General features: G+C 58.9%; 22 protein-coding genes and 1 pseudogene. 16 read left to right on the forward strand and 7 right to left on the reverse strand.

Annotation, left to right across the window (positions count from 1 at the left end; all coding sequences use genetic code 11):
* Nucleotides 1–219: 219 nt before the first annotated feature.
* Both FEM03_RS25655 and FEM03_RS25845 read right to left on the reverse strand, forming a co-directional pair.
* Complete coding sequence (locus FEM03_RS25655) at nucleotides 220–312, reverse strand: type II toxin-antitoxin system VapC family toxin (RefSeq protein ID WP_166442914.1); 93 nt, start codon at nucleotides 310–312, stop codon at nucleotides 220–222.
* 241 nt (nucleotides 313–553) lie between these two features.
* Nucleotides 554–643: pseudogene (locus FEM03_RS25845) on the reverse strand (type II toxin-antitoxin system Phd/YefM family antitoxin); the annotation flags it as partial.
* Nucleotides 644–791: 148 nt separating this feature from the next.
* Here FEM03_RS25845 and FEM03_RS16280 point away from each other — a divergent pair.
* From FEM03_RS16280 to FEM03_RS16305, 6 genes are all read left to right on the forward strand, one after another.
* A complete protein-coding gene (locus FEM03_RS16280; protein ID WP_166442915.1) occupies nucleotides 792–1,658 on the forward strand; it encodes a YicC/YloC family endoribonuclease in 867 nt (288 codons plus the stop codon).
* Nucleotides 1,655–2,881 (forward strand): DUF6807 domain-containing protein, encoded by a 1,227-nt coding sequence (locus tag FEM03_RS16285; RefSeq protein ID WP_138087351.1) that lies wholly within the window; start codon nucleotides 1,655–1,657, stop codon nucleotides 2,879–2,881. The genes FEM03_RS16280 and FEM03_RS16285 overlap by 4 nt, the downstream gene beginning before the upstream one ends.
* Before the next feature lie 22 nt (nucleotides 2,882–2,903).
* Nucleotides 2,904–3,527 (forward strand): guanylate kinase, encoded by a 624-nt coding sequence (gene gmk, locus FEM03_RS16290; RefSeq protein ID WP_240772813.1) that lies wholly within the window; start codon nucleotides 2,904–2,906, stop codon nucleotides 3,525–3,527.
* 39 nt (nucleotides 3,528–3,566) lie between these two features.
* Complete coding sequence (locus FEM03_RS16295) at nucleotides 3,567–3,788, forward strand: ribbon-helix-helix protein, CopG family (protein WP_138087352.1); 222 nt, start codon at nucleotides 3,567–3,569, stop codon at nucleotides 3,786–3,788.
* 94 nt (nucleotides 3,789–3,882) lie between these two features.
* Nucleotides 3,883–4,149, forward strand: a complete 267-nt coding sequence (locus FEM03_RS16300; RefSeq protein ID WP_206171044.1) for a PIN domain-containing protein — start codon at nucleotides 3,883–3,885, stop codon at nucleotides 4,147–4,149.
* A 109-nt stretch (nucleotides 4,150–4,258) separates the two neighbouring features.
* Nucleotides 4,259–4,654: a hypothetical protein gene (locus FEM03_RS16305; RefSeq protein WP_138087353.1), complete on the forward strand. Its 396-nt coding sequence runs from the start codon at nucleotides 4,259–4,261 to the stop codon at nucleotides 4,652–4,654.
* Here FEM03_RS16305 and FEM03_RS16310 read toward each other — a convergent pair.
* The gene (locus FEM03_RS16310; protein WP_138087354.1) at nucleotides 4,579–5,844 is read right to left on the reverse strand and encodes a DUF1501 domain-containing protein; all 1,266 of its coding nucleotides are present in this window, start codon (nucleotides 5,842–5,844) and stop codon (nucleotides 4,579–4,581) included. The two genes, FEM03_RS16305 and FEM03_RS16310, sit on opposite strands and share 76 nt — an antisense overlap.
* 32 nt (nucleotides 5,845–5,876) lie before the next feature.
* The gene (locus tag FEM03_RS16315) at nucleotides 5,877–9,656 is read right to left on the reverse strand and encodes a DUF1553 domain-containing protein (protein ID WP_138087355.1); all 3,780 of its coding nucleotides are present in this window, start codon (nucleotides 9,654–9,656) and stop codon (nucleotides 5,877–5,879) included.
* Between the two features lie 74 nt (nucleotides 9,657–9,730).
* Between FEM03_RS16315 and FEM03_RS16320 the strand changes: the two genes are divergently transcribed.
* From FEM03_RS16320 to hisA, 7 genes are all read left to right on the forward strand, one after another.
* Nucleotides 9,731–9,937: a hypothetical protein gene (locus FEM03_RS16320; RefSeq protein WP_138087356.1), complete on the forward strand. Its 207-nt coding sequence runs from the start codon at nucleotides 9,731–9,733 to the stop codon at nucleotides 9,935–9,937.
* A gap of 89 nt (nucleotides 9,938–10,026) precedes the next feature.
* Entirely contained in the window at nucleotides 10,027–10,920 is an 894-nt protein-coding gene (gene galU, locus FEM03_RS16325) for a UTP--glucose-1-phosphate uridylyltransferase GalU (RefSeq protein WP_138087357.1), read from the forward strand.
* A gap of 168 nt (nucleotides 10,921–11,088) precedes the next feature.
* Nucleotides 11,089–11,202 (forward strand): 50S ribosomal protein L36, encoded by a 114-nt coding sequence (gene rpmJ, locus FEM03_RS16330; protein WP_138087358.1) that lies wholly within the window; start codon nucleotides 11,089–11,091, stop codon nucleotides 11,200–11,202.
* A 38-nt stretch (nucleotides 11,203–11,240) separates the two neighbouring features.
* Nucleotides 11,241–11,636 carry a 30S ribosomal protein S13 gene (rpsM, locus tag FEM03_RS16335; RefSeq protein ID WP_138087359.1) on the forward strand — a complete coding sequence of 132 codons (396 nt, stop codon included), beginning with the start codon at nucleotides 11,241–11,243 and terminating at the stop codon, nucleotides 11,634–11,636.
* 67 nt (nucleotides 11,637–11,703) lie between these two features.
* Nucleotides 11,704–12,285, forward strand: a complete 582-nt coding sequence (rpsK, locus tag FEM03_RS24800; RefSeq protein ID WP_138087360.1) for a 30S ribosomal protein S11 — start codon at nucleotides 11,704–11,706, stop codon at nucleotides 12,283–12,285.
* Between the two features lie 30 nt (nucleotides 12,286–12,315).
* The gene (gene rpsD, locus FEM03_RS16345; RefSeq protein WP_138087361.1) at nucleotides 12,316–12,927 is read left to right on the forward strand and encodes a 30S ribosomal protein S4; all 612 of its coding nucleotides are present in this window, start codon (nucleotides 12,316–12,318) and stop codon (nucleotides 12,925–12,927) included.
* A 372-nt stretch (nucleotides 12,928–13,299) separates the two neighbouring features.
* Complete coding sequence (hisA, locus tag FEM03_RS16350; RefSeq protein WP_138087362.1) at nucleotides 13,300–14,070, forward strand: phosphoribosylformimino-5-aminoimidazole carboxamide ribotide isomerase; 771 nt, start codon at nucleotides 13,300–13,302, stop codon at nucleotides 14,068–14,070.
* Nucleotides 14,071–14,486: 416 nt separating this feature from the next.
* Here hisA and FEM03_RS16355 read toward each other — a convergent pair whose 3' ends face one another.
* On the reverse strand, nucleotides 14,487–14,651 hold the full coding sequence (locus tag FEM03_RS16355; protein ID WP_138087363.1) for a DUF1328 domain-containing protein: 165 nt from the start codon (nucleotides 14,649–14,651) through the stop codon (nucleotides 14,487–14,489).
* A gap of 120 nt (nucleotides 14,652–14,771) precedes the next feature.
* Nucleotides 14,772–15,290: a DUF892 family protein gene (locus FEM03_RS16360; protein WP_166442916.1), complete on the reverse strand. Its 519-nt coding sequence runs from the start codon at nucleotides 15,288–15,290 to the stop codon at nucleotides 14,772–14,774.
* A 204-nt stretch (nucleotides 15,291–15,494) separates the two neighbouring features.
* Here FEM03_RS16360 and FEM03_RS16365 point away from each other — a divergent pair, with 204 nt between their 5' ends.
* The 3 genes from FEM03_RS16365 to FEM03_RS16375 all read left to right on the forward strand — a co-directional run bounded on the left by FEM03_RS16365 (nucleotide 15,495) and on the right by FEM03_RS16375 (nucleotide 20,192).
* The gene (locus FEM03_RS16365; RefSeq protein ID WP_138087365.1) at nucleotides 15,495–17,660 is read left to right on the forward strand and encodes a CHASE3 domain-containing protein; all 2,166 of its coding nucleotides are present in this window, start codon (nucleotides 15,495–15,497) and stop codon (nucleotides 17,658–17,660) included.
* Nucleotides 17,657–18,763, forward strand: coding sequence for a hybrid sensor histidine kinase/response regulator (locus tag FEM03_RS16370; protein ID WP_240772814.1), 1,107 nt, complete (start codon nucleotides 17,657–17,659; stop codon nucleotides 18,761–18,763). Before FEM03_RS16365 ends, FEM03_RS16370 begins: the two co-directional genes overlap by 4 nt.
* Before the next feature lie 67 nt (nucleotides 18,764–18,830).
* Nucleotides 18,831–20,192: a sigma-54-dependent transcriptional regulator gene (locus FEM03_RS16375; RefSeq protein ID WP_138087366.1), complete on the forward strand. Its 1,362-nt coding sequence runs from the start codon at nucleotides 18,831–18,833 to the stop codon at nucleotides 20,190–20,192.
* Nucleotides 20,193–20,281: 89 nt separating this feature from the next.
* Here FEM03_RS16375 and FEM03_RS16380 read toward each other — a convergent pair whose 3' ends face one another.
* Complete coding sequence (locus FEM03_RS16380) at nucleotides 20,282–24,433, reverse strand: protein kinase domain-containing protein (RefSeq protein ID WP_138087367.1); 4,152 nt, start codon at nucleotides 24,431–24,433, stop codon at nucleotides 20,282–20,284.
* Nucleotides 24,434–24,529 lie beyond the last annotated feature (96 nt).

Genomic DNA, 24,529 nt, shown 5'->3' on the forward strand with positions numbered 1-24,529 from the left:
AATGCGGAATGCGGAATGCGGAATGCGGAATGCGGAATGCGGAATGCGGAATGCGGAATGCGGAATGCGGAATGCGGAATGCGGAATGCGGAATGCGGAATGCGGAATGCGGAATGCGGAATGCGGAGGTTTTTGCCACAAGGGATCACAAAGAACGCAAAGATGAAATGAGGTGGGGAGATCGGATGGAGGGGGTGATCGATGAATCAATGACTACTCTCACCAGAGAAGTCGGAGGTTTGGAATGGTTTGGAAGGCGGGATCGATGGTGACCAGCGTCAACTCCTCGGAAATGCTTTGTGCTGCGATCATTCGGTCGAACGGGTCGCGATGGGGGAATCGAGCAGCAACCTCATGAATCGGAGCGATCAGAAATGGGGAACCGCAAGGGATCTGAAGCATGACCTTCCTCCCACAGTTGTAGTTCGGTCTCTGACATGGGTTGCAACAAGGCGTCGGTGTTGCTGATTAGACCTCGACCTCGAAAGCGACCGGGTTGCCGTGGTTGGCGAAGAGTTGTAGAGACGAGTTTTGCGAGTGGAACGCCATTCTAGGCGATGATGATTTCTTCACCACGCGCGACCTGCACAAGAAGGCGCGAAAGATGGGTTTTGGCTTCGTGGATGTTAACGGTAGTCGCCATGGTGAAGATTAGTCTAGGCATTAAACCAAGTAAATAATGTCGAGTATGGGGAGCGCCTTGGAGAATAGTTGTCGGCGACGTGAGTTGAGGGGCGTGAATGAGGTTGCGGGTGGGGGATGTTGCTTCAAGGTGGTAGGATATGCATAGCATGACGGGTTTTGGAAGGGGTGAGGCCATCGCGGATGGAGTGGTTTGGCGTGCGGAGGTGAGTTCGGTGAATCGCAAGCAGTTGGAGATCGTGGTGCAGTTGCCGAGAGAACTGGGGGAGCTGGAGGCGGGGTTGCGCGGGAAGATTGCAGAGCGGCTTTCGAGGGGTCGGGTGCAGGCGAGTTTTGTGGCGGATCGCGGAGTGGGGTCGGCAACGAAGTTGAAGGTGGATGAGGATCTGGCGCGGCAGTATGCGGATTCGTTGACGCGGCTGGGGGCGTCGCTGGGATTGGAAGGTGGGGTGACGGCGACGGATGCGGTGCGGTGGCCGGGGGTGTTTGTTTTGGAGCAGTCGAGCTGGTCGGCGGAGCTGGCGTTGCCGTTGTTGGAAAAGGCTATGGAGGGGGCGTTGGTTCAGATGTTGGCAATGCGGCGGACAGAGGGGGCGAATCTGAAGGTGGACATGCTGGCGCGGTTGGCGTTGCTGGAGGGGATGCTGGACGAGGCGGGGGTGCTGGCACCGCAGGCGGTGGTTCGGTTGCGGGATGCGTTGCGGGTGAGGCTGGAGGAGGCAGGATTGCCTTTGCCGCTGGACGATGAGCGGTTGGTGAAGGAGATCGCGATGTTTGCGGATCGTTGTGATATTTCCGAGGAGATCACGCGGGCGGCGAGTCACATCGGACAGTTTCGGGCTTACATGGAAAGCGGGGAGCCGGTGGGGAGGTCGCTGGATTTTCTGGCGCAGGAATTGTTTCGTGAGTTCAACACGATGGGCAGCAAGGCCAATCATGCGCCGCTGGCGCAGTTGATTGTGCGGGCGAAGACGGAGCTTGAGAAAATCCGTGAACAGGTGCAAAACATTGAATGAGTTTTCGCACGGTTTTTTTGTTGGGCGCTTTGGTGGGGCCTTTGTCGTTGTTGGCGGCTGATCCGGATGCGCCGAGGAAGATCACGGTTTCGGCGGGAGATGTCGATAGGGTGGAGAGTCCGGTGCGGTTTGAGGTGCCGGGATTGAGTGCGGGGATTTATGGGTTGAAGTCGGAGGGCGTGCAGACGGTGTTGCAGGTGGATGCAAGTGGTTGGGGCGTGATGGTGGAGCCGAAGCTGGCGAAGGGGGAGTCGAAGGTGTATGAAATCGCGCCGGCTTCGATGGAGGAGGCGACGGAGCAGGTGATCGCAAAGGTGGAGGGGGATGTGCTGGCGTTTGTGGGAGCAGGCGGGCCCTTGTTGAGTTATCAAATGGGGGCTTCGAAGGTGCCGGAGGGGACATCGGAGATTTTTTCGCACGGGGCGTATCTGCATCCGGTGTTTAGTCCGGGTGGCAAGGTGGTGACGGCGGATTATCCGGCGGATCATCAACATCATCGGGGGATTTGGATGGCGTGGACGAAGACGAGTTTTGAAGGTCGGTCACCGGATTTTTGGAACATGGGCAAGGACAAGTCGGGGAAGCTGACGGGAGAGGTGCGGTTTGATGCGTTGCATGAGTCGTGGGGCGGACCGGTGTATGGCGGTTTTGGTTCGTCGCACCGGCATCTGGATCATACCAGCGGGACGGAGAAAGAGGTGTTGGGAGAGCTTTGGAATGTGCGGGTGTATCGTCCGATAATGAAGCCGGTGGCGCTGACGTTGTTTGATTTTAACTCGGTGCAGACGACGGCGGGGGCGGAGCCGCTGAAGCTGCCAAAGTATCATTACGGCGGTTTGGGCGTGCGGGGGAATCGGGCCTGGGATGCGGAAGATGCGGTGGTGATGCTGACGTCGAACGGGGATGATCGAAAGAAGGGCGATGCGACAAATGCGAAATGGGTTTATTTGGGTGGCGATGTGGAAGGGGCGAAGACGGGGATGGTGGTGTTGATTCATCCAGACAATTTTCGGTTTCCACAGCCGTTGAGGTTGAATCCGAAACATCCGCAGTTGAGCGTGGCTCCGTCACAGGGTGGGGATTGGGCGATTGCGTCGGACACGACTTATGTTTCCAATTACCGTTTTGTGGTGATGGATGGAGCGCCGGATGCGGATTTGTTGGAGCGGCTTTGGCTGGACTATGCGAAGCCGATCATGGTGAAGGTGGGCAAAGGAAAGTAAAGTTGAGGGATTTTTTAATGCAATGATGACTGAGATTAAGATGCCGGATTTGAGGCTTGGGGTGTTGCTGGTGGTGTCGGGTCCATCGGGCTCGGGCAAAACAACATTGTGCCGGCGGTTGTGCCGTGATGGGGAGGCGGTGTTTTCGGTGTCATGCACGACGAGGCCGCCACGGGTGGGGGAGGTGAATGGCCGGGATTATTTTTTCCTCGATGAGGAGACGTTCATGGCGCGGGTGGAGAAGGGGGAGTTTTTTGAATGGGCGCGGGTGCACGGCAATTTGTATGGGACGCTGAAGAGTTATGTGACGGAGTTGTTGTTGCGGGGGGAGGATGTGATGCTGGACATCGATGTGCAGGGGGCGGCGCAGGTGAGGGAGTGCGAGGATGAGGTGATCCAGCGTTGTTTGGCGGATGTTTTCATTTTGCCACCGAGTGTCGAAGAGTTGGATCGGAGGCTGACGGGCCGGGGTTCAGAAAGCGCGGAACGGCATGCGTTGCGGATGGAGAATGCGGTGCATGAGATGGCGCATTGGAAAAGTTACCGGCATGCGCTGGTGAGTGGGGCGCATGAGGAGGATTATGTGCGGTTTGGAGCGCTGCTGGTGGCGGAGCGGATGCGGGTGTCAAGGTATTTGGGGGTGTGAGGTTGACGCTGCGGGATCATGATATATGATGACGTTATCATGAGAACAATTGTGGATTTACCGGATGAACAATTGGGGGCGTTGAGTGCGATGTGCGCGCGGGAGGGGATTTCGCGGGCTGAGGCCATTAGAAGGGCGTTGTCGGCGATGCTGGTTGAGAAAAGCGCGCGGGGGCGGGATGAGGCGTTTGGAGCTTGGAAGAAGAAGAAAGTTGATTCGAGAGAGTTGGTCGATAAAATGCGTGAGGAGTGGGATCGGTGAAGGCGTTGTTCGATAGCGATGTGTTGATTGATTACCTTCAAGGGCTTCCCCAGGCAAAACGGGAGTTGGAGCTCTACGACGAATTTTTTATTCCATGATCTCATGGATGGAGGTGATGTGTGGAGCAGGCAATGAGGATGAGCGGCAGGCTGCGAAGGCCTTGTTTGCTTCAATGAAGGCTGTGGAAATATCGATGGAGGTGGCCATGAAGGCAGTTGGTTATCGAAGGACACAACGGCTTAAGTTGCCTGACGCGATCATTCTGGCGTGCGCGGATTGTCAAGGATGCATTTTGGTGACGCGCAATACGAAGGATTTTGATGTGGGGAATCCGATGGTGAGGATACCCTATCGCGTGTGATGGTAGATGTGGGAGTGGGTGTCGAGGTATTTGGGGGTGTATTGGTGGGGAGGGAGATGATCGATCGCGGTTTACGACCGGCTATGGTCGGAAGGCATCAAGGTATGCCATGGACCGAAACGCCGGTGGAGCGGGCTTTCAGCCCTATGCCATTGCTGCCACCCCACCTTGGGCGTTGCCCAAGGCTGTCATGGGCCGCGCCGTTGGCGCTACGGTGGCGGATGCCATAATCTCGCCTTGGGGCGCTACGGAGTTCGGCGCGGAGAGCCCTAGGATGACATGCGATGCGAAGGATTTCGATGGGGGTGATCCGATGGTGGGGATTGCTGATCGGATGTGGAGGCGGGTGGGGAAGGTTTTTACGTTGAGGCGCTTCGCACGGGTTTTGGTGATGACCGCACGAGACGGCGGCGCTCCCGGGTTCAGGGATTATGAGAACAGGGCGGAGATGGGGTGGCCGCCGTCGGTGATGGGGATGGGGCGGCTGGCGTCCATGAGCTCGTGATAGGGGTTGATGCCCATGGCGGCGTGGATGGTGGCGTGGAAGTCGGGGACGGAGACAGGGTTTTCGACCACGGTTTTGGAGAGTTCATCGGTGACGCCGTAGGCTCCCTGGTGTTTGAGTCCGCCGCCGGCGAGGACCATGGTGAAGGCTTTCCCTTGATGGCCGCGTCCGCCGCCGCCGTCGAACTCGGGGGGGCGGCCAAATTCGGTGGCGATTACGATGAGGGTTTTGTCGAGGAGCTTTTTGGATTCGAGGTCGGTGATCAGGGTGGAGAGGACAGCGTCGAGTTCCTTGATGAGGATGTGTTGTTGGAGCTGGCCGTCGTTGTGGGTGTCCCAGCCGGTGCCGTTGACGAAGCCGGGGTTGTGGGAGACTTCGACAAAACGGACGCCGTCCTGGATGAGGCGGCGGGCGAGGAGGCAGCGCTGACCGAATTCGCCGGCGTAGGCGTTGCGGAGATCGGCGGGTTCGGCTTTGAGGTTGAAGTTGCGCATGAACTCGGGTCCGGCGAGGCGCAGGGCTTCGCGTTGGGCGGTTTCGTATTCGGCAATGGCGGCGGCCTGGGCGACGTTGGCCTGGAGGGGTTTCAGGAGTTTCTCGCGGGCGGCCATGCGGGCGCTGTCGACGTCTTCGGGTCGGGTGAAACCGGAGGGGCCGGCTTCGGTGTCGACGAGGTAGATGTTGCCGTATTTGGAACCGAGGAAGCCGGGGCCGCGGCTGACGCTCGGATAGCCGATGAGCATGTAGGCGGGGACGCGGGGGTTGGCGGCGCCGCGTTGGTGGGCGACGATGGAGCCGATGGAGGGATAGGTGACGTTGCCGCTGACGGGGCGTCCGGTGTGGACGAAGTTGGTGGCGATGGCGTGTTCGTCGATGACGGCGTGGTTGACGGTGCGCACGGCGGTGATGTGCTCCATGAGCTTCGCGGTTTTGGCGAGGTGCTCGGTGACGCGGACGTGGGGGACGCTGGTGTCGATGGAGGGGTAGTCGGAGCCGGCGGCGCGGGGTTTCACCTTGGACGGGCTGTGGACTTTGGGATCGAAGGTGTCGATTTGGGCCATGCCACCGCCGAGCCAGATGAAGATGCAGTGTTGGGCTTTTCCGAGTTTTGGTGTGGCGGAGGAGGCGCTGAGGAATGCGGGAGCGAAGGGGGCCAGGGCGGTGGAGCGGAGGAAGTGGCGGCGGTTCATGGGAAGTCGGAAGATTGGATCTGTTTTTTGGGTTATGGGGCGAAGACGGTTTCGGGGGCGTTGAGGAGGGCCCAGAGGGTGTCTTCCATGCGGAGACGCCACTCGGGAGTGAGTCGGTTGGTGGGGGGATCGCCTTTTCTTGCGGCGACTTCTTGTTGCTGACGAAGGACGTTAGCTTCGGCGTCGAGGTGGTTGGTCCAGGTGACGTATTTTTCGGGTCGGCGCTCTTTGGGCTGAGCGACGGGGATGGAGCCGGTGAAGATGCGGGTGTCGTAGCCTTGGCTGAGGTAGTCAATGTAGGTTTCGCGCTCTTCAGCGGTGGGTTTGCGGGTGAGGAGTTGGAGGAAGAGGGTGTCGATGAGTTGTTCGACGGACTGGTCTTTGAGGGCGAGCTGGGTGATGCCGTGGTCGTCGCTGAGACGGGTGAGCCAGATGGCCATGGTTCCGTTGGAGAGGATGGCGGGTTGGAGGGCGCTGGGGGAGAGGTCGCGGGTGCTGAGGGGATCTTGTCGTGAGCCGCGCCAGCCGAACGCTTGCAAGACGTCGTTGATGGCCTGAATGCGGGGCAGGGCGAGGCTGGGTCGGTCGCGTTCGTTGGAGGTGCTGGTGAGTTCCCAGGCGCGGTTGGGAAGGCCGAGGTTGAGGGAACTGCCCATGTCGCGGCGTCCGTCGATGTCGAGGCTGATTTCTTCGGTGCGCATCGGTTTGCCGGTGGCGGCGAAAGCGGAGTCGACGATTTGTTCGGCGGAGAGTCGGCGTGGGGCGGGGGCGGTGAAGAGGGGGCTGGCTTCGCGCAGGGCGGGGTCGGTGGCGCGCTGGTAGGCGTGGGAGTTGAAGATGAGGCGCGAGAGGTTTTTGAGGCTGTAGTTTTGGCGGGTGAATTCGCGTCCGAGCCAGGCGAGGAGTTCGGGATGGGTGGGTTTGCCTTTTTCCCAGTCTTCGACGGGGTTGATGATGCCGCGTCCCATGAGTTCTTTCCAGACGCGGTTGGCAATGACCTGGGCGAAGCGCTGGTTTTGAGGGGCGGTGATGAGGGTGGCGAGTCGGTCGCGGGTGTCGGTGGGGGTTTCAGCGAGGGTGTCGGCGAGGGCGGCGGGGATGAGGTCTTCGAAGGGCCAAGCGGGGTCGACTTTGGTGCCGGGGTTGAGGGTGACCTGGATGAGCGGTTTGCGGCCGCCTTCGTGAAGTTTGTCGATGGGAACGCTGCTGGTGGTGGGGACGTCGAGGGAGGCTTTTTGCATCATGGCACCGAGTTCGAAGAGGTCCTGCTGGCTGCTTTCGTGGGCGGGCGAGTCGTGGCAGCGGGCGCATTTCATTTCGATGCCGAGAAAGGCGGTGGAGACGATGGTGCCTTTGGCGGCCATGGGGACGTCGTTTTGCGACGCGATACCAAAGCCGGCGGGGCCGCCGAAGCGGTTGGAGCCGCGCATGCGCAGGAGTTCGGTGACGAAGAGGTCGAAGGGTTTGTCGTCGCTGAGGGATTCGTGAAGGAAGAAGCGGAAGGGGCCGGTGTTGTTGAGGGTGGGGTTGAGGATGTTGGGGTTTTCGGCGAGGACGTCCTGCCAGTAGCCCATCCAGCGGTCGGCCCAACGGGGGTCGGCGAGGAGGCGGTCGATGGTTGCCGCGCGTTTGTCTTTGGAGGTGTCGGCGAGGAAGGCTTCGATTTCTTTGAGGGTGGGGGGAATGCCGATGGTGTCGAGGGTGATGCGGCGGAGGAAGTGGAGGTCGGAGGTGGTGTCGGTGAGTTCGATGCGTTCGACATTGAGTTCGGGCCAGACGGCACCTTCGTCGATCCAGCGGCGCAGGATGTCGATTTGTTCGGCGGTCAATGGATGGCCTTTGGGGGGCATGATGTAGTCTTCGTCGGTGGTGGTGACGCGGTGGAAGAGGGAGCTTTCGGCGGCTTTGCCGGGGGTGATGGCGGGTCCGTCGGATTCGCCGCCGATGAGGGCGGAGGCGAGGTTGTCGAGGACGAGGTCGCCTTTGGTTTTGGTGCCTTGGTGGCAGCTGTAGCAGTTGGCTTCAAGGATGGGGAGGACTTCGCGGTAGAAGTTGACGCCGTCTTTTTTGGCTTTGGTGTATTGGGTGGCGACGGTGGCGATTTTTGAGTTGATGAAGTGGTCGATGGCGTTGTTGGCCGGGTAGTCGGGGGTGGGGGCGGGGACGGGGATGTCCTTGGTGCTGGTGAGGTATTGTTGGGCGGCTTCGCGGCGTTTGTTCCAGTAAGGGGCGTGCTGCTGGCGGAGCTCTGCGCGGCGCTTTTGGTTGAGGGTGGTGAGTTGGGCAAGTTGGGCGTTCCGGTAGGCGGGAATGGCGGTATCGGGGTAGTCGATCCTTTGGGTGCCGGGGGTTAGCAGTTGCCAGGTTTGGGTGCCTTGGAGGGAGATGGCGACGATGGATTCGCCGAGTTCGGGTCGACGGTTGCTTCTGCCGACCATGCCTCCGACCATTTGCTCGTAGATGATGAGGTGTGAGCCGCCTTGGGATTCGAATTCGATCCAGGCTTCGCTGTCGCCGGGTTGGACCCAGCGGAAGTTGGGATCGCCGAGGTCGAGGAATTTGTCCTGTTCGCTGACGAGGTTGTGGGCGCTGGTGTTGTTTTTGGGGAAGGGGGTGGTGAGGGTTTGTTTGCCGTTGATGTGGAGTCGGGCGGCGCCGCGTCCGCGCATGAGGAGACGATGTTTGCCGACAGGGATTTCGACCTTGGCGGCGGCGCGGATGACGGAGGGGTTGGGGCGGTCGGCGCGGATGCCGGTATCGATGTATTTCTGAGGGAGTTCGAAGAAACCGAAGGCGGACTCCTGGTAGGTCTCGGTGGGCTGTGGTGGATGATCGGGCCAGGCGTTTTTCCTGGGGATGTTTTCTTCGCAGATTTGCACGAGGACTTTGCCGTCAGGGATGGTGGCGGGGTCGACCGTGGGGGGCGGGGGCATGAACTGGAAGCGCTGGGCGAGGGTGGTGCCGGGAACGGATTTGCGGTAAATGGCGATTTCATCGAGCGCTCCATTCAGGGTGTTGCCGGGTCCGCCGCCATTGCCGGTGCCGATCAGGATGTCGTCGGCATCGTGAACGGGTGGGGCGGTGGTTTTTCCGGCCATGTCCCAGGTGCCGCTGGAGATTTTTTTGCCGTCGATGTAGCCGCTGATGCTGTCGGGTTTGCCGAAGGTGTAGGTGACGGCGACGTGGTGCCAGCCGGGGCCGGGGGTGAAACCATCTTTGGCGACCCAGCGATGGGAGTTTTCCTCGCCGCTGGTGGTGCGGCTGCGGAACAGGAAGGTGGGTTTGGCTTCGCCGTTTTCGCCTTTGAGTCGGAGTGCCCAGTTTTGGTTTTCGGAGGGGAGGCCGGGGGTTTTGTTGCGGCCTTTGCCGATGAGGTAGACGTAGCGGCCGTTGGCGATGTCTGCCGATTGAACCCAGGTTTCGATGGTGATGGTTTCGCCTTGTTTGAAGCGCAGATTGTCGTCGGGGAGTTCGGATTCCTTGACGCGGATGGAGCTGTCTTTGCCGGTGAAGGTGGCGGCTTGGTTGCCAGCGGGGAAGGCGGGATAGGTGGGGGTTTGTGGACCGGCGGGGGCGATGGCGGCTTTGCCTTCGAGGGTGCCGGGCTTGGGTTTGGAGTCGGGGGTGTCAAAGGTCCATTTGGCGACGGGGGCGACTTTGGGGATGACGACCGAGTCGTTGTTGGTGGTTGGTTCGGTTGGGGTGGGGGTTTTGTCGCCGGAGTCACCGGAATCGTTGGCGGCGGAGAGCACCAGGTTGGCGGGGAGGACGAGGATGCAGAGCGTGAGGATGATGAAGCGGGAAAGGTGCATGGCGGGCGGCGACGGATTTTGGGGTGATGATAACAGAATTCGTCTGTGGAAGTAAACGTTACTGGGGTGGCAAAGTGAATAACTCTTTCGTGGGGGGCGGGAAGTGGGAAGTGGGAAGTGGGAAGTGGGAAGTGGGAAGTGGGAAGTGGGAAGTGGGAAGTGGGAAGTGGGAAGTGGGAAGTGGGAAGTGGGAAGTCGGAAGTCGGAAGTCGGAAGTGGGAAGTCGAAACGAGGGGTGGTTGGCGGCGTTGGGAGATGGCGAAAGCGGTGTCGCGCCCTAGGGCTTGCCAACGTAGTCCAAATTTTAGGGGCTTGCGAGCGATGGAAAATTGCGATTGTCAGGGGCGGGGCGGCATTTATAGAGGGAGCGATGATTTCCCAATCCCGACCCATTCGCAAAGCTGTGATTCCTGCTGCTGGTTTTGGCACGCGTTTTTTGCCAATCTCCAAAGCGGTGCCGAAGGAGATGCTGCCGGTGGTGGACAAGCCAGTGATTCAGTATGTGGTGGAAGAGGCGGTGGCCAGCGGGATCACGGACATTTTGATGATCATCAGTCGTGGCAAACGGGCGATTGAAGAGCATTTCATGACGAACGTTGAGCTGGAGGCGGATCTGGAATCCAAGGGCAAGATCGAGTTGCTGGAAGAGTTGCGGGCATTGTCGAAATTGGCGCGGATTCATTATGTGTTTCAGCCCAAGATGGGCGGGCTGGGGGATGCGATCCGTTGTTCAAGGGATCACGTAGGGGATGAACCATTTGCGGTGTTGTTGGGTGATGCATTGGTTTCACCGGGCGAGGGAGCGAAACCGGTGCTTCGGCAGTTGATGGATGTGCAGGAGGAATTCGGCGGTAACGTGGTGGCGCTGGAGGAGGTGCCGCTGGAGAAGGTGAGCCGGTATGGGATTTTGGGCGGGGCGGAAGTTCGGCCGGGAGTGATCAAGGGGGAGGTGTTTGTGGAGAAACCTTCGGTGGAATCGGCACCATCAAGACTGGCGGTTTCGGCGAGGTATTTGCTGACGGCGTCCATCTTTGATGAGCTGGACAAGACGCCGAAAGGGAAGGGCGGAGAGTTGCAACTGACGGATGCGATGGCGTCTTTGATGACGAGAGAACCGTTGTATGGCGTGAAATATGACGGGCGTCGGAATGACATTGGCAACAAGCTCGATTTCATCAAAGCGAATGTTGAATGGGGCATGAAACGCGAGGACATTGCAGGTGATTTACGGGCATACATCGAGAAACTACTTCAGGCATCTTAAGCATCTCGATCGCTTCGTTTGGTCGGCGCTGAGGAATTGATGATGAAGAAGGGTGAAAAATTTGGCTTTTCCCCTTGCACTTCAGCTCTTGGCTGCTAAACATCCTTCCCCTCCGCCCCACAATGACTGTGGCCAACGGGTGGGTAAGCCACTTTATCTGTTATTTCCATGCGAGTCCGTCCTTCTGTAAAACGTTTGTGCGAAACCTGCCGAGTCATTCGGCGTCGTGGGGTCGTGCGCATTGTCTGCAAGAACCCACGCCATAAGCAGCGTCAGGGCTAATCTTCACCACCTCGTATAACCGTCACCGAAAACGCATTATGGCACGTCTGCTTGGAGTCGAAATCCCGAATGAGAAGCGCATCGAAGCTTCTCTCCCTTATATTTATGGCATTGGCCCTTCCCTCACCCGGAAGATCCTTGCTGAAACCGGCGTTGATCCTAACATTCGCGCTGGCGAATTGTCCGACGATCAGCTTGCTGAAATCAGCCGTGTGATCGCCGCCAAAGGCATCATCGTTGAAGGCGACCTTCGTCGTGAGCTTGGCGCCCATTTGAAGCGTTTGAGCAGCATCAACTGCTACCGCGCCACCCGCCACCGTCGTGGACTTCCTGTCCGTGGCCAGCGCACCAAAACCAATGCCCGCACTCGTAAAGGCAAGCGTAAGACCGTCGGCGTGCAGCGCAACCCGAATGCCAAAACCGGCAAAGTCTAATTTTGTTAATTTGATTGATAAGAGTCAAAGGATGTCGTGAAGACGTTCTAATTTTTCCCTGAATATCATGGCCGAAGAACAAGACAACACCATTGAGCCAACCGCTCCAGTCGCAGAAGCGGCTCCGGTTGCTCCCCAAACCGACGCGGCTCCTGCTGCTCCAGCAACTGCAACCGCCGCTCCAGCAGCCGCACCTGCAGCTCCTGAAAAAGAAAAACAAAAGACCATCAATGATGTGTTCTTGAGCCTTGATGGCGGTGCCACTGAGCAGCCCAAGGTCATCAAAGCCAAGGGGAGCAAAAACGTTTCCAGCGGTATCGTTCATGTCACCGCGACTTTCAACAACACCCTGGTCACCGTGACCGATCGCAATGGCAATGTCATTGGCTGGTCGAGCGCTGGCAAGATGGGTTTCAAAGGTTCCCGTAAAGGCACCGCGTATGCCGCCCAGGTGGTTTCGCAAGATGCCTGCCGTCAGGCCATGGGCCACGGTTTGCGTGAAGCTGAAGTTCGTTTGAAGGGACCTGGTTCAGGTCGTGAATCCGCCGTTCGTGCCGTTCAAGCTCTTGGCATCGACGTTGCGATCATTAAAGATGTGACCCCCGTTCCACACAACGGTTGTCGTCCACCAAAAGCGCGCCGCGTCTAGTCTGAATTTTAGTTTTTACCTTTTACTGTCATGGCACGTTACACTGGTCCTAGAGAAAAAATCGCCCGTCGTTTTGGAGTCGCCCTTTTTGGCCCTTCCAAGGCGCTTGAAACCCGCAACTTCCCACCCGGGCAGCACGGCGTTCGCAACACCCGTCGCAAACTTTCCGATTACGGCACCGCCCTTGCGGAGAAACAAAAACTCCGTTTCACCTACGGCGTTCTTGAGAAACAATTCCGTCGCGTTTTCGCTGAAGCGGTTCGTCGCAAAGGCGTGACCGGCACGATCCTTCTTCAGTTGCTTGAGCTTCGTCTCGACAACGTCGTTTACCGTCTTGGTTTTGCCAACACGCGTTTCGCTTCCCGTCAGATGGTCAACCACGGTCATATCACGGTGAATGGCAAATCGGTCGACGTGGCCAGCTACCTTTGCGGACCTGGCGATGTGATCGCGGTGAAAAACAACGTGCGTTCGCAGCAGTTGGTGAATCGTTTCCTTGATCTTACTCAAGGCGTGATCACTCCTGACTGGGCGACCGTTGATCGCGACAACAAGACCGGAACTGTCAATCGTGCTCCTGAGCGCGAAGAGATCGAAGTGTTCTGTAACGAGCAGTTGGTCGTTGAGCTTTACTCCCGTTAATTCGGTCGATTAGTTTTTGGAAAACGGCGCGCACGAAAGTGGGCGCCGTTTTTTGTGGTGAATGAGTTGGGAGCGAAGATGCGGAAAAGAATCAGGGCGGTGAATTGAATATGTCGGCAGCGATCAAAATCGGGCCCAACCTCCTCTATCTCAGGATAACCGACGCCTATTTGGTTGGGGCAGTTATCTGTGTCTATCTGTGTTCATCTGTGGTTTTGAATAGAAGTCTTCAAAATGGTGAAACAGGGGTTTGATTTTTAACCACAGATGGACACAGATAAACACCGATCAAATGAGTTGAGCTGGTGGCTTTTTGATGACCTTGGCTCGTAACTACTTTTGTCTATTTAACGCTTTAACCTCTACGCCATTGTGACCCGTTTTCGTCCCTGTATTGATCTTCATGATGGCAAGGTGAAGCAGATTGTGGGCTCGACGCTGCAAGACATCGGGGCGGGGCCCAAGGAGAATTTTGTAAGTGATCAGTCGGCCGCGTGGTTTGCCCATCGATATCGTGAGGATGGCTTGACGGGCGGGCATGTGATCATGCTGGGAGGTGGCAATGAGGAGGTGGCGCTGCAGGCGTTGGAGGCGTTTCCGGGAGGATTGCAAATTGGGGGCGGGATCAAGGCGGTGAATGCGTTGAAGTATCTCGAGGCGGGTGCGAGTCACGTGATCGTGACCAGTGCGATTTTTGATGCGGACGGGAAGTTTAACGAGCGGGAGTTGGAGACGATTGCTGAGGTGGTGGGGCGTGATCGGTTGGTGCTGGATTTGAGCTGCAAGGCGCACGAAGGAGGCTGGCGCGTGGCAATGAATCGGTGGCAGTTGCTGACTGATCTAAAGGTGGATGAGGCGGCCTTTCGGCGGTTGTCGCCTTACTGCGCGGAGTTCTTGATTCATGCGGTGGATGTGGAAGGCAAATGTGAAGGGATTGATGAAGATCTGGTGGTGCATCTGGCGGGGTGGTGCGGGTTGCCGATGACTTATGCGGGAGGGGCGAGGTCGTTGGAGGATTTGAAGCTGGTCGACCGGTTGAGTGATGGGAAGATCGACGTGACGATTGGCAGTGCTTTGGATATTTTTGGTGGCAGCGGAGTGAAGTATGAGGAGTGCGTGGCGTTTAATCGCAGGGTTGGGTAGAGGGGAGTGTTCGGGTTTGAATACCAATTTACCCGCGGGCTAAAATGTGGGGAGTGTTCGAAAAGGGTTTTTGTCCCGACGGGACAACTCATAAAAGCCCGGCACGAAGTGCCGGGTGGTGGTCATGATGGGGATGGCGTCCTGTAGGGACGCTTTATGCGAGGGGAGGAGCGATCGCGGCTCTGCATGAGGCGTCCCCACAGGACGCTCAAATCAGCCCGCCCGAACCCGGCACCTTGTGCCGGGCTATTATGAGTCGTCCCGTTGGGACGTGAATTTCGGATGCAAACAAGACATCCGAACCGACGGTTGTTACATCACTGCCACCGCCGTTTCTTAACACGAAAAACCGACCAGGCAGACGGGGCTGTTGGTCGGTGGATGAGGTTGATAAAAGGGCTAGTGACTATGACTGACTAGACCTTGGGTTTGCGTCCGGTGATAAGGGAGACAATGAACAGCACAAGGAAAACGACGAAGAGAACTTGGGCGATCCAGGCGGCGGTTCCGGCGACTCCGCCGAAGCCAAGAACTCCGGCAATAAGGGCGACAACGAGGAAAATGATGGCGTAGTGAAGCATGGTATTTGGTAGGTTGTGGGTTGTTTTTTTCTGGTTTGGATTCCCGTTCGAAGCCTTCAGGCTGGAATGGAGAAGAGTTTAAATGAACTGATTGATTGATGAGAATTGAACAAAGAGAGACTAGGCGGCGACGTCAGCAGCCTCGTTGTTGATGCCCGAGTTGAACCAGCCGCCGGTGGCGATTCGAGTGAGTTCTTGATCGGTCGTGACAGCTCGTTGCAACATCTCGTTGAGAGTCTTGGAAATCGTCTTGTGACTGAGCACGCGGGCAAACTCTTTGGCGGTGCCGAAGCCGGCGATCTCGTAATGCACAATGCGCTGGGCGTTGGCAATGAGGGCGGCGTCGATGGTGGCAGTATCACCCCAGTCACTGGTGGTGTCCTTCGCTTCGCGGATGAGACCATCCATGGCTTCGCAGGTGACTCCCTGGGGGGGGACGCCAAGTTCGTTGCACATTTCTGCGAGGAGCTTGATGTTTTGACGAGTCACTCCCTCGACGGTTTTGAGTTGCTCGCGAAGCTTGATCGAAGTCGCCGTGGTGATGAAGCTGGCGAGGTGCCGATTATAATTCTCCTCAGCATTGAAGAGGTCACGCAATTGCTCGCGCAGCAGATCTTCAAGGGAAAAATATTTCTTCATACACCTTAACATAGCAGGGATGGGACCAGTGAAGATCCTGTTGGTGCAATTACCTGAGGATGAGTGGATTAGGGGTTTTCATGGGGGTCGATTCCACAGAGCAGATGGCATCATTCCAAGGCAATTTGCACATGGCTGTGGGCGAATTGCACGAAGCGTTGATGTTTAACGTCCCAGTTGCCAACTTGAGCGTTTGGGGTTTGAATGAACAGCTTGACGACGCCTTCTCACAACGCCCGGACGATTGCGGTTTGCTTTGCGGCGGCAATGTCGGTCACTGCTCTGGTTTTGACGGCAGTGACGTGGTCGAAGATGCACCGGAGCATTCGTGTGATGCAGGAGACGCTGGAATTGCGGATGGAGTGGGAGCGCACTTTGTCGTTGATGAAGGACGCGGAAACGGGGCAGAGGGGGTATTTGCTAACGGGGGTTGAGGAGTATCTTGAACCGTTTGAACGGGCGAAGAGTTCTCTGCCTGATATGGTGAGCCGATTGTCTGAGCTGACGACGAAGGCGGGTAAAAGCGATGGGGAGGCAAAGGCCGTGGGGGAGTCGATGAGGCAGCTGTTGGATGCGATGTCGGAGACGGTGGTGGTGAGGCGTCGTGAGGGGATCGAGGCGGGATTGCAGATGATGCAAAAGGCGGACAGCAAGCGATTGATGGACGCCATCCGTGTGAGAATTTCAGAGGTCGTGGACGAGCAGGAGGTATTTATCGAAAAGGGGGCGAGGGCGATGCAGATGGATTTGCGCTGGGGTTACGTGAGCGCGATCTCCACGGGGGCGATGGCCTTGCTGGCGGGGGTGGTGGCGCTGTTCCTTTTGCGTGAGGCGCACTATCGGGCAAGACGCGAGGAGCGTTTGATGATGGAGAAAAAGCGGGCGGAGGAATCGAACCAGCAGAAAAGCACGTTCCTGGCGACCATGAGTCACGAAATTCGCACGCCGATGAATGCGATCTTGGGATTTGGCGAGTTGCTGGAGGAGGAGGTGAAGTCGGAAAAGGAGAAGCGATATGTGCAGTCGATTCTGACGGGCGGGAGGTCGCTGCTACAGCTGATCAATGACATCCTGGATCTCTCAAAAATTGAGGCGGGGATGATGCAATTGAAGGAGGAGCCGATGGATGTGCGGGATCTGGGGGCGTTTGTGCAGCAGTTGTTTGGTCAGCAGGCGGCGGAGAAGGGCGTGATGCTGCGGGTGGAGGTGGATGAGAAGCTGCCGCATTCGCTGTTGCTGGATGGGGTGCGGTTGCGGCAGATTTTGATCAATGTGGTGGGCAATGCGTTGAAGTTCACTGATTCAGGCAAGGTGGAGGTGCGGTTTTATGCGGATGATGGACGGGAGGCGACCCACAGCCGCTTGGATTTACACATGGAGATTGACGACACGGGGCGGGGGATTGCGCCGGAGTTCCAGCGCGACATTTTCCAGCCGTTCATTCAGGTGGAGGAGGTGTCGGGATCGAAGCGTAATCATGGCACGGGTCTTGGTTTGACGATCGTAAAGCGACTGACGGAGCTGGTGAACGGTCGGGTGTCGATGAAGAGTGAGGTGGGCAAGGGCACGCAGTTCCATTTTGAGTTCCCCGGGGTGACGGTGTCGGCGAGGCTGCCTTTGGTTCAGGGCGGTCGGGATGCGGAGGTGAATTTTGATGACCTGCAGCCGAGCAAGATTCTGGTGGTGGACGACAACGAGACCAACCGGGAATTGTTGAAGGGAATTTTTGAGGGGTCGAGGCACACACTGCGTTTTGCCACCAATGGACGGGAGGCGGTGGACGAGGTGGGGCGGGAGCTGCCGGATGTGGTGTTGATGGACATTCGCATGCCGGTGATGGATGGCCGGGAGGCGTTGCGGGCGATTCGGTCGAAGAAGGATTTGAGTTTGCTGCCGGTGATTGCGGTGACGGCGTCGAGTTTGTCGGAGGATGAGCGTCAGTTGCGGAGTTCGTTTGACGGGTATGTGCGCAAGCCCTTTTCGAGATTGCAGCTTTACCTGGAGCTGGCGCAGTTCATTGCGCGGGTGGATGCGGTGGAGGCACCGTCGGAGTATGTGGTGGAGCCGGGGATAGTGCTGGACGAAGGGCAGCGGTCGGAGTGGCGGAATCTGGCGGGGAGGTTGAGGGAGATTGAGGTCGAGGTTTGGCCGGGGGTGCGCGACGGGATGCTGATGTCAGAGGTGCGGGCGTTTGCGACCAACTTGCTGGAGACGGGGCGCACCTCGCGTTGCAGCGTTTTGGAGCTGTATGCCAAACGGTTGCTGGCGGACATCGACTCATTTTCGTTGTCGTCTTTGGAGAATGGTTTGCAGGCGTTCCCCAAATGTATTAAGGAAATTGAAATGCTTTCGAATTCGGATCATCCATGATTATACCCTCTGTCTCTGATGGCCGTGATACGATTCTGATTGTTGATGATCAGGAGCAGAACCTGAAAGTGGTGGGGACGGTGCTGACCATGACGGGTTACGAGGTGATTCCTGCGTCGAGTGGCGTGCAGGCTCTGAAGCGGCTGGAGGCGCATGTGCCGGATCTGATTTTGCTGGATGTGCTGATGCCGGAGATGGATGGCCTGGAGGTGTGCCGACAGATCAAGGGGATGCCTGAGCTGGCGGAGATCCCGATCATTTTCCTTTCGGCGGCGGATGACAAGAACCTGATCGTGCAGGCACTGGAAACGGGCGGGGTGGATTATGTGACGAAGCCGTTCAACAAGGCGGAGTTACTGACGCGGGTGCGCGCGCATCTGGCATTGAAGCATGCACGGGACCAGTTGCGTCATCTGGCGGAGGACAAGGATGAGCTGTTGGGCATCATGGCGCATGACTTGAAGAATCACCTGGCGGGGATGCGCATGAGTGCGGGCCTGTTGCAGAGTCGGGAGGCCGAGCTGCCGGAGAAGTGTGTGAAGATGGTGGGCAACATCATTCAGTCGACGGACAGCATGATCGCGTTTGTGCGGGAGTTTTTGGCGAATCAGTCGGCCGAGCGATTGCAGTTGCGGAGTGAGGCGGTGGATTTGGGATTGATCATCAAAGGGTCGGCCGCACGGCACGAAGCCATGGCGGCGGCGAAGAACATTGCGCTGGTGCTGGATTTGTCTTCGGAACCGGTGGTGGCGCAGGCGGATGCCGAGGCGGTCACACGGGTGTTGGACAACTTGGTTTCGAACGCGCTGAAGTTCACGCCATCGGGCGGGACGCTGACACTTGCGACGGCGAACGGGCCGGGTCGATGGGTGCAGTTTTCGGTGATCGATGACGGACCGGGCTTCACAGCATCGGACGAGGAGAAGATGTTCCGTCGTTATGCGCGATTGAGTGCGCGGCCGACCGGTGGGGAGCCTTCAACGGGGTTGGGATTGTCGATTGTGAAACGGCTGCTGGAGGGCATGAAGGGGATCATTTCTTTGAACAAATCGGTGGAGCGCGGCAGTTGTTTTGTGATTAAGCTGCCGGTGGTGGGGTCGTAGCTGGGGCCGCAGTCGGCGAGGGTTGCTGATTGGGTGGAAGGTGGTAGGTTTCTATTTTTGATTGCACATGGATATTCTGATTGTTGATGACGAGAAAATCATTCGCGACGTGACGTCGCAGTTGATCGAGGACGCGGGCCATTATGCGGAGTCGGCGGCAAATCCTGAGATCGCGTTCGAGACGCTGAAGGAGAGCAATTACGATCTGGTGCTGCTGGACATGAATCTGGGCGCGGAGAACGGGCTGGATGTGCTGGAGAAATTGCAGAAGCAATATCCACAGGTGCCGGTGGTGGTGTTTACGGCGGCGGCATCGGTGACCACGGCGGTGGAGACGATGCGGCGCGGCGCGATGGACTTTTTGGAGAAGCCGTTTACGCATGCACAGTTGAGCATGGTGCTGGCAAGGGTTCAGAAGCACAAGCTGCTGGCGGAGCGAGTGGTGGAGCTGGAGACGCAGGTGGCGGGTCAGGCACCGGAGTATATTTTTGATTCGACTTCAGCGCCGGTTCAGTCGGCGTTTGGCGTGCTGTTCCGTGCGGCAGAGACGCCGGCTTCGGTGTTGATTCTGGGAGAAAGCGGCACGGGGAAAAGTGTGGTGGCGAAGGCGGTGCATGATCGCAGTCGACGCTTGAACAAGCCGTTCATCACGGTGAACTGTCCGAGTTTGTCCAAGGAGTTGTTGGAGAGTGAATTGTTTGGTCATGTTCGTGGCGCATTCACTGGCGCGATGAAGGATCACTGGGGCAAAGTGAAGGCGGCCGAGGGCGGGACCTTGTTTTTGGACGAGATTGGGGAGCTGCCGCTGGAGATTCAGCCGAAGCTGTTGAGGCTGTTGCAGGATCGCGAGTATGAGCGCGTGGGGGAGAACGTGACGCGGTCGGGAGACGTGCGCATCATTGCGGCGACGAACCGAGATCTGTCGGAGGCGGTGGCGAATGGGACGTTTCGTGAGGATTTGTTTTATCGTCTGAATGTGATCACCGTGGAGATGCCGCCGCTGCGCCAGAGGCCGGGGGATTTGGAGCGGTTCGCGGAGAAGTATCTATTGTTTTTCGCGAAGCAGTGCGCCCGCAAGGCGCGGAGTTTTTCGCCGGAGGCGAGGGCGTGCATGCTGGCCCATGGTTGGCCGGGGAATTTGCGGGAGCTGCGCAATGCGATTGAGCGCGCGGTGATTTTGAGTCAGGGTAAGGAGATCGAAGCGTCGGATTTGCCGAACTCGGTGACGGGCAATCAACCCGTGGCAATGACCGGTGGGGCGGTGGTGGGAGATTTGATTTCTTTGGAGGAATTGGAGACCTCACACATTCGCGCCGTGCTTTCGCGCACGACCAGTTTGCATGCGGCGGCTGAGGTGTTGGGGATTGATCAGGCGACCCTGTATCGCAAGCGCAAGAAGCTGGGGATGGCCGGAGATGGGGAGAAGTAGGGGGGCGGGAGTTGGCGAAGCGGGACATTTATTTTAGGCACTTCGTGCGGGGTTGTTGATGGTCGCTCGGGACGGCGGCGCTCCCGGGGTTACTTGGGGTATTGTTGGAGCCACTTGGTGGCGGAGGGGTGGCCTAGGCTGGCGGCTTGTTCGATCAGTTGACGGGCGCGGGTTTGATCGAGTTTTGCGGGGGGCTGGCCGGCGTAGTGCCAGATGCCGAGGGTGTAGAGACAGAGGGGGTCTTTGGCGATGACGCCTTTCTCAAGGGCGTCGAGGGCGCGCTGAGGGTTCTTTTTGACGGCGTTGAAGTAGGATTGATAGAGGAAGAAGTTCGCGTTGGGCTGGTTGGCTTCGACGGCTTTTTGGAGGAGTTGGGTGGCCTGGTCGAAGTGCTCGGCTTCACCGGTGGTTTCGCCGAGAAAGAGGAGGGCTTTGCCTTTGAGGTAGTCGGCACCGGGATGGTTTTTGGCCTGGGCGCGGGTGGCAAGATCGAGAGATTGCTGAGGGTCTGCGGTGACGCCGCGTCCGGCAAAGTAGGCTTCGCCGAGGAGGACCATGGCGTCGGGATCGTCGGCGTCGACGGCGGATTTGAGTTTGGTGATGCCTTGTTCGATGAGCTGGGGGTTGTTCTGGGCGATGCCGGTGTCGAGCTGGGCGCGACCGACGTAGGCAATGGCTTTTTGACTGCCGGTTTGTTCGGCGAGCTTGAAGTAGCGGAAGGCGGTGTCGGGTTCAGAGTGCTGGGCGAGGATGAGCCAGGCTTGGGGGAGTTTCCAGGTTTCGGCGGCGAGTTCGATTTGTTTGAAGATGGGGAAGATGGCGGCGGGCTGGAGCTGGCTGAGCTGGTCGATGATGTCGGTGGCCTGGGATTTGAGTTCGGTGGTCCAGTTGGAGTTGGTCTGGACGGCGTCGAGCAGGAGGTTGAGGGCCTGGATGTAGTTGGAGCCGCGGAATGCCTGGTCGGCGTGGAGTTGGTGGGCGAGGAGGTTGATGGGAGGGGCGGTTTCGGAAGGGCTGGAGGCGCGGAGTTGTTCGAGTTTGTCGAGGATGGGCTGGTGGGAGGCGATTTGCCGGGCGAGCATTTGCTGGCGGATGGTGTCGAGGATGGCGGCAAGTTCGGGGGCGAGAGGTTTGGCGTAGTCGGGGGAGGCTTTGATGGCGGCGAGGTAGAGGTCGATGGCTTGGGATTGCTGGCCGGTGGCGGTGGCGGCGGGGATGAGGAGTTTGGCGGTAAGAAGGTGACGTTGTTTGTCGAGGGGCCAGGGTTTGGTTTTGTTGAGCTGGTCGATGAGCTTGTTGCGGTCGGGGGAGGTTGAGGGAGGGATTTGCTCGGGGGATACAAGGAGGCCGGTGATGGCGCGGTCGGCGTCGAGATAGATTTCGTTGAGGTAGCGTTCGACGGCGTCTTTGCTTTCGGGGCTGGTGCGGAGGGTTTCTTCGGCGGCGGTGCACCAGGCGAGGAGGCTGGCCCATTGCTGGTTTTCTTTGGCGCTGTTGCGTTCCTGCTGGAGGGCCTGCCATTGTTTGCTGCCGGTGAGTTCGCGGAAGTCGACGGCCTGAAGTTCGATGCGGCCTTTGATGAAGTAGGCGGCGGTGGTGGCAAGGATGATGGCGCCGAGGCTGCCGAGGATGAGGATAAGGAGACGGCTTTTTTTGGTCTCGTCGAATTCGCTGGCTCGTTGTTCGAGCTGCTGGCGCATTTCCTCGAGTTTGCGTTCTTCGACGGCGAGTTTTTCTTTGGCGAGTTCTTCGGCGAAGACTTCTTCCTGGACGCGGCGGGATTGCTGGACTTCGAGCTGGCGGACGGTGAGGTATTCCTGCTGGACTTCTTCTTCGAGCTGGGCGGCTTCGTTTTTGAGGGCTTCGATGCGTTCGAGGCTTAGTTTTTCGCGTTGCTGGAAGTCGAGTTCGCGGGCTTGCAGGGCCTCTTCGACGGCGGCGCGCTGGCGCTGGAGGTCGGATTCGCGGGCTTTGGCTTCCTCCTGGAGTTTTTGGAAGTCGAGCTGGGCGCGAAGCTGGATTTCCTGTTCGAGGCGCTGTTGTTCACGGCGTTTTTCTTCGAGGAGAGCCTGCTGTTGTTCGAGTTGTTGTTTTTGCTCGGCGAGGCGTGCTTGTTCGTCGGCGAGGCGCTGGGCGCGTTCGCGTTCGTGGGCGGCGACGTCGTGACGGGCCTGTTCGAGGGCAGCGCGTTCGCGGGCGATCCAGTCGCGTTCGGCCTGGACGCGTTCGTCTTCGCGGAGGCGTTCGGCTTCGGCATCGAGTTCGGCGCGGCGTTTGTCGAGGTCGCGCATGCGGTCGGACACGGGGGCTCCGGCGGCGGCCATGAAGGTGTCGGAGTCCATCAACGCGCTGAGGCCGGTGAGGCCACTGCTGCCTCCAGAACCAGAAGGCCCGCGCGGGGCGATGGTGGTGGCGTCGTCGGGGGAGGAGGTGAAGGCGACGCTGGGGGCGGGGGGATTTGGATTGGGTTTGGATTTGGCGGGACCGACGGCGCGGCGGGTGACGAGTCGGGTGGCGTAGGGGTCTTCGAGTTCGTCTTCGGGAAGTTGGGGGGCGGGGATGCCTTCGGCGACGCAGAGGAGGCGGAGGAGGGTGTGGCAGGTTTGCGGTGTCTGCGGGCGTTGACCGGTGAAGTGGCGTTCGAAGAAGTCGTTGCTTTCGGCGGTGAGCGAGGGTGAGGGGATGTAGGCGTTGCCGCTGCGACCCTGACCTGTGAGGAGCCGGTAGCAGAGCTGGATGAAGTCGGTGGAGAGCCGGGTGATCGCCTGGGCGGCCTGGCTGTCGGAGGGCAGAACGTAGTCCTGGGTGGAGTTGCTGAGGCGCAGGGGGCAGACTTTGACGCTCCAGTTGGTCCAATCTTTGAGGGGGCGGCGGAGAAGGGCGCTGCGTTCGGGCTCGGTGAGCTTGTCCCATCCTTCGACGGCGATGCTGAGTCGCTCGATGGCGGTTTCCATGGCGGTGAGGCCCTGGCTGGCGGCGAAGTCCATGGCTTCGGCGATCTGGGTGAGCAGCGGGAGGATGTGGGCGAGGGAAAGCTGCTGGTGGGCTTTGAGGAGATGGAGCGCAGTGGGGCCGGAGATGCGTTCGGTGGCGAGCCGGCATTCAGCTCCGGTGTGTTCAAAATGGAGGAGGCGTTGCCAGCGGGGGTGGTCGAGGGGACGAAGGACGGCGGCGAGGCGTTGAAGGCGCAGGATAAGGCCTTGTTTCTGGGCGAATTCGGGAGGGAGTTCGCGGAGGTTGACGATGTTGCCGGTGAGGATGTCGCGGGCGAGCGAGAGTTTGCCGAAGTCGTCGCTGCCGATGACTTCGATGGGTTCGTAGCCGCCGAGGCCGGATCTTTCGTTGTCGTGACTGCTGGTGCGAAGCTGCAGGGTGTTGCCGGTGGCGGCGGCGATGCCGAGGAGGTTTTGCAGGGCCTGGACGAGGGCGGCGGGGGAGGCGTAACGTTCTTCGGCGGATTTGGCGAGCAGCCGTTTGAGGATGGTCAGGCTGGCTTCGGGCATTTCTGGCAGCAGACGCCAGTCGGGCTCCGTGTTCACATGATGAAACATGATCTCGAACTGGGAGCCGAGGAAGGGTGGGTTGCCGGTGAGACAGAACCACATGACGGCACCGAGCGAGTAGAGGTCGGAGCGGGAGTCGAGATGCGAGGCTTCGAGAAGTTGTTCGGGACTGGCGAAGGCGGGGGTGCCGATGAAGCCGCCTAAGGTGAGTCCGCCGGTGTCGGTGGGAGTGCCTTCGCGGGCGACGCCGAAGTCGATGAGTTTGACGTGGGCTCCGCCGGTGCTGTCGCTGGTGAGGAGGATGTTGGAGGGTTTGAGGTCGCGATGGATGAGCTCGTGCGATTCGAGTGCCTGGAGGGCGGCGGCGGCCTGGACGGCGAGGCGAAAGGTGTCCTGGACTTCGAAGGGGCCGTGCTGGTCGACGTAGTCATGGAGGGACGGACCGTCGCAAAACTCCATCGCGTAGAAGGGGCCCGAGGAGGATTCGCCGTAGTAGAAGACGTTGGCCACATGGGGGTGGCGGAGGCGGGCCATCATCTGCGCCTCTTGAAGAAAACGCTGGCGGGCGGCGGGGTAGCCGAGCAGTTCGACGGAGGGAACTTTGACAACGGCGAGGGAAAGAAGATGTTGATCGAGGGCCTTGTATGTGGCGCCCATGGCACCCTGGCCCAGCATGTGGGGCGAACCGTCCGAGCGCATGAGCACTTCAAAGTGGGCGAATCGGAGCGGCTGTGGCATGGCTAAAGGTTAGAGTAGAGGTGGGGCGGGCACAAGTGCGGGGGCGGTGGGAAATGCTACCGGCAGGGTTGATTGTGCGGGCGACGGAGGCAGTGA

The sequence above is a fragment of the Phragmitibacter flavus genome (assembly GCF_005780165.1).
Lineage (GTDB): Bacteria > Verrucomicrobiota > Verrucomicrobiia > Verrucomicrobiales > Verrucomicrobiaceae > Phragmitibacter > Phragmitibacter flavus.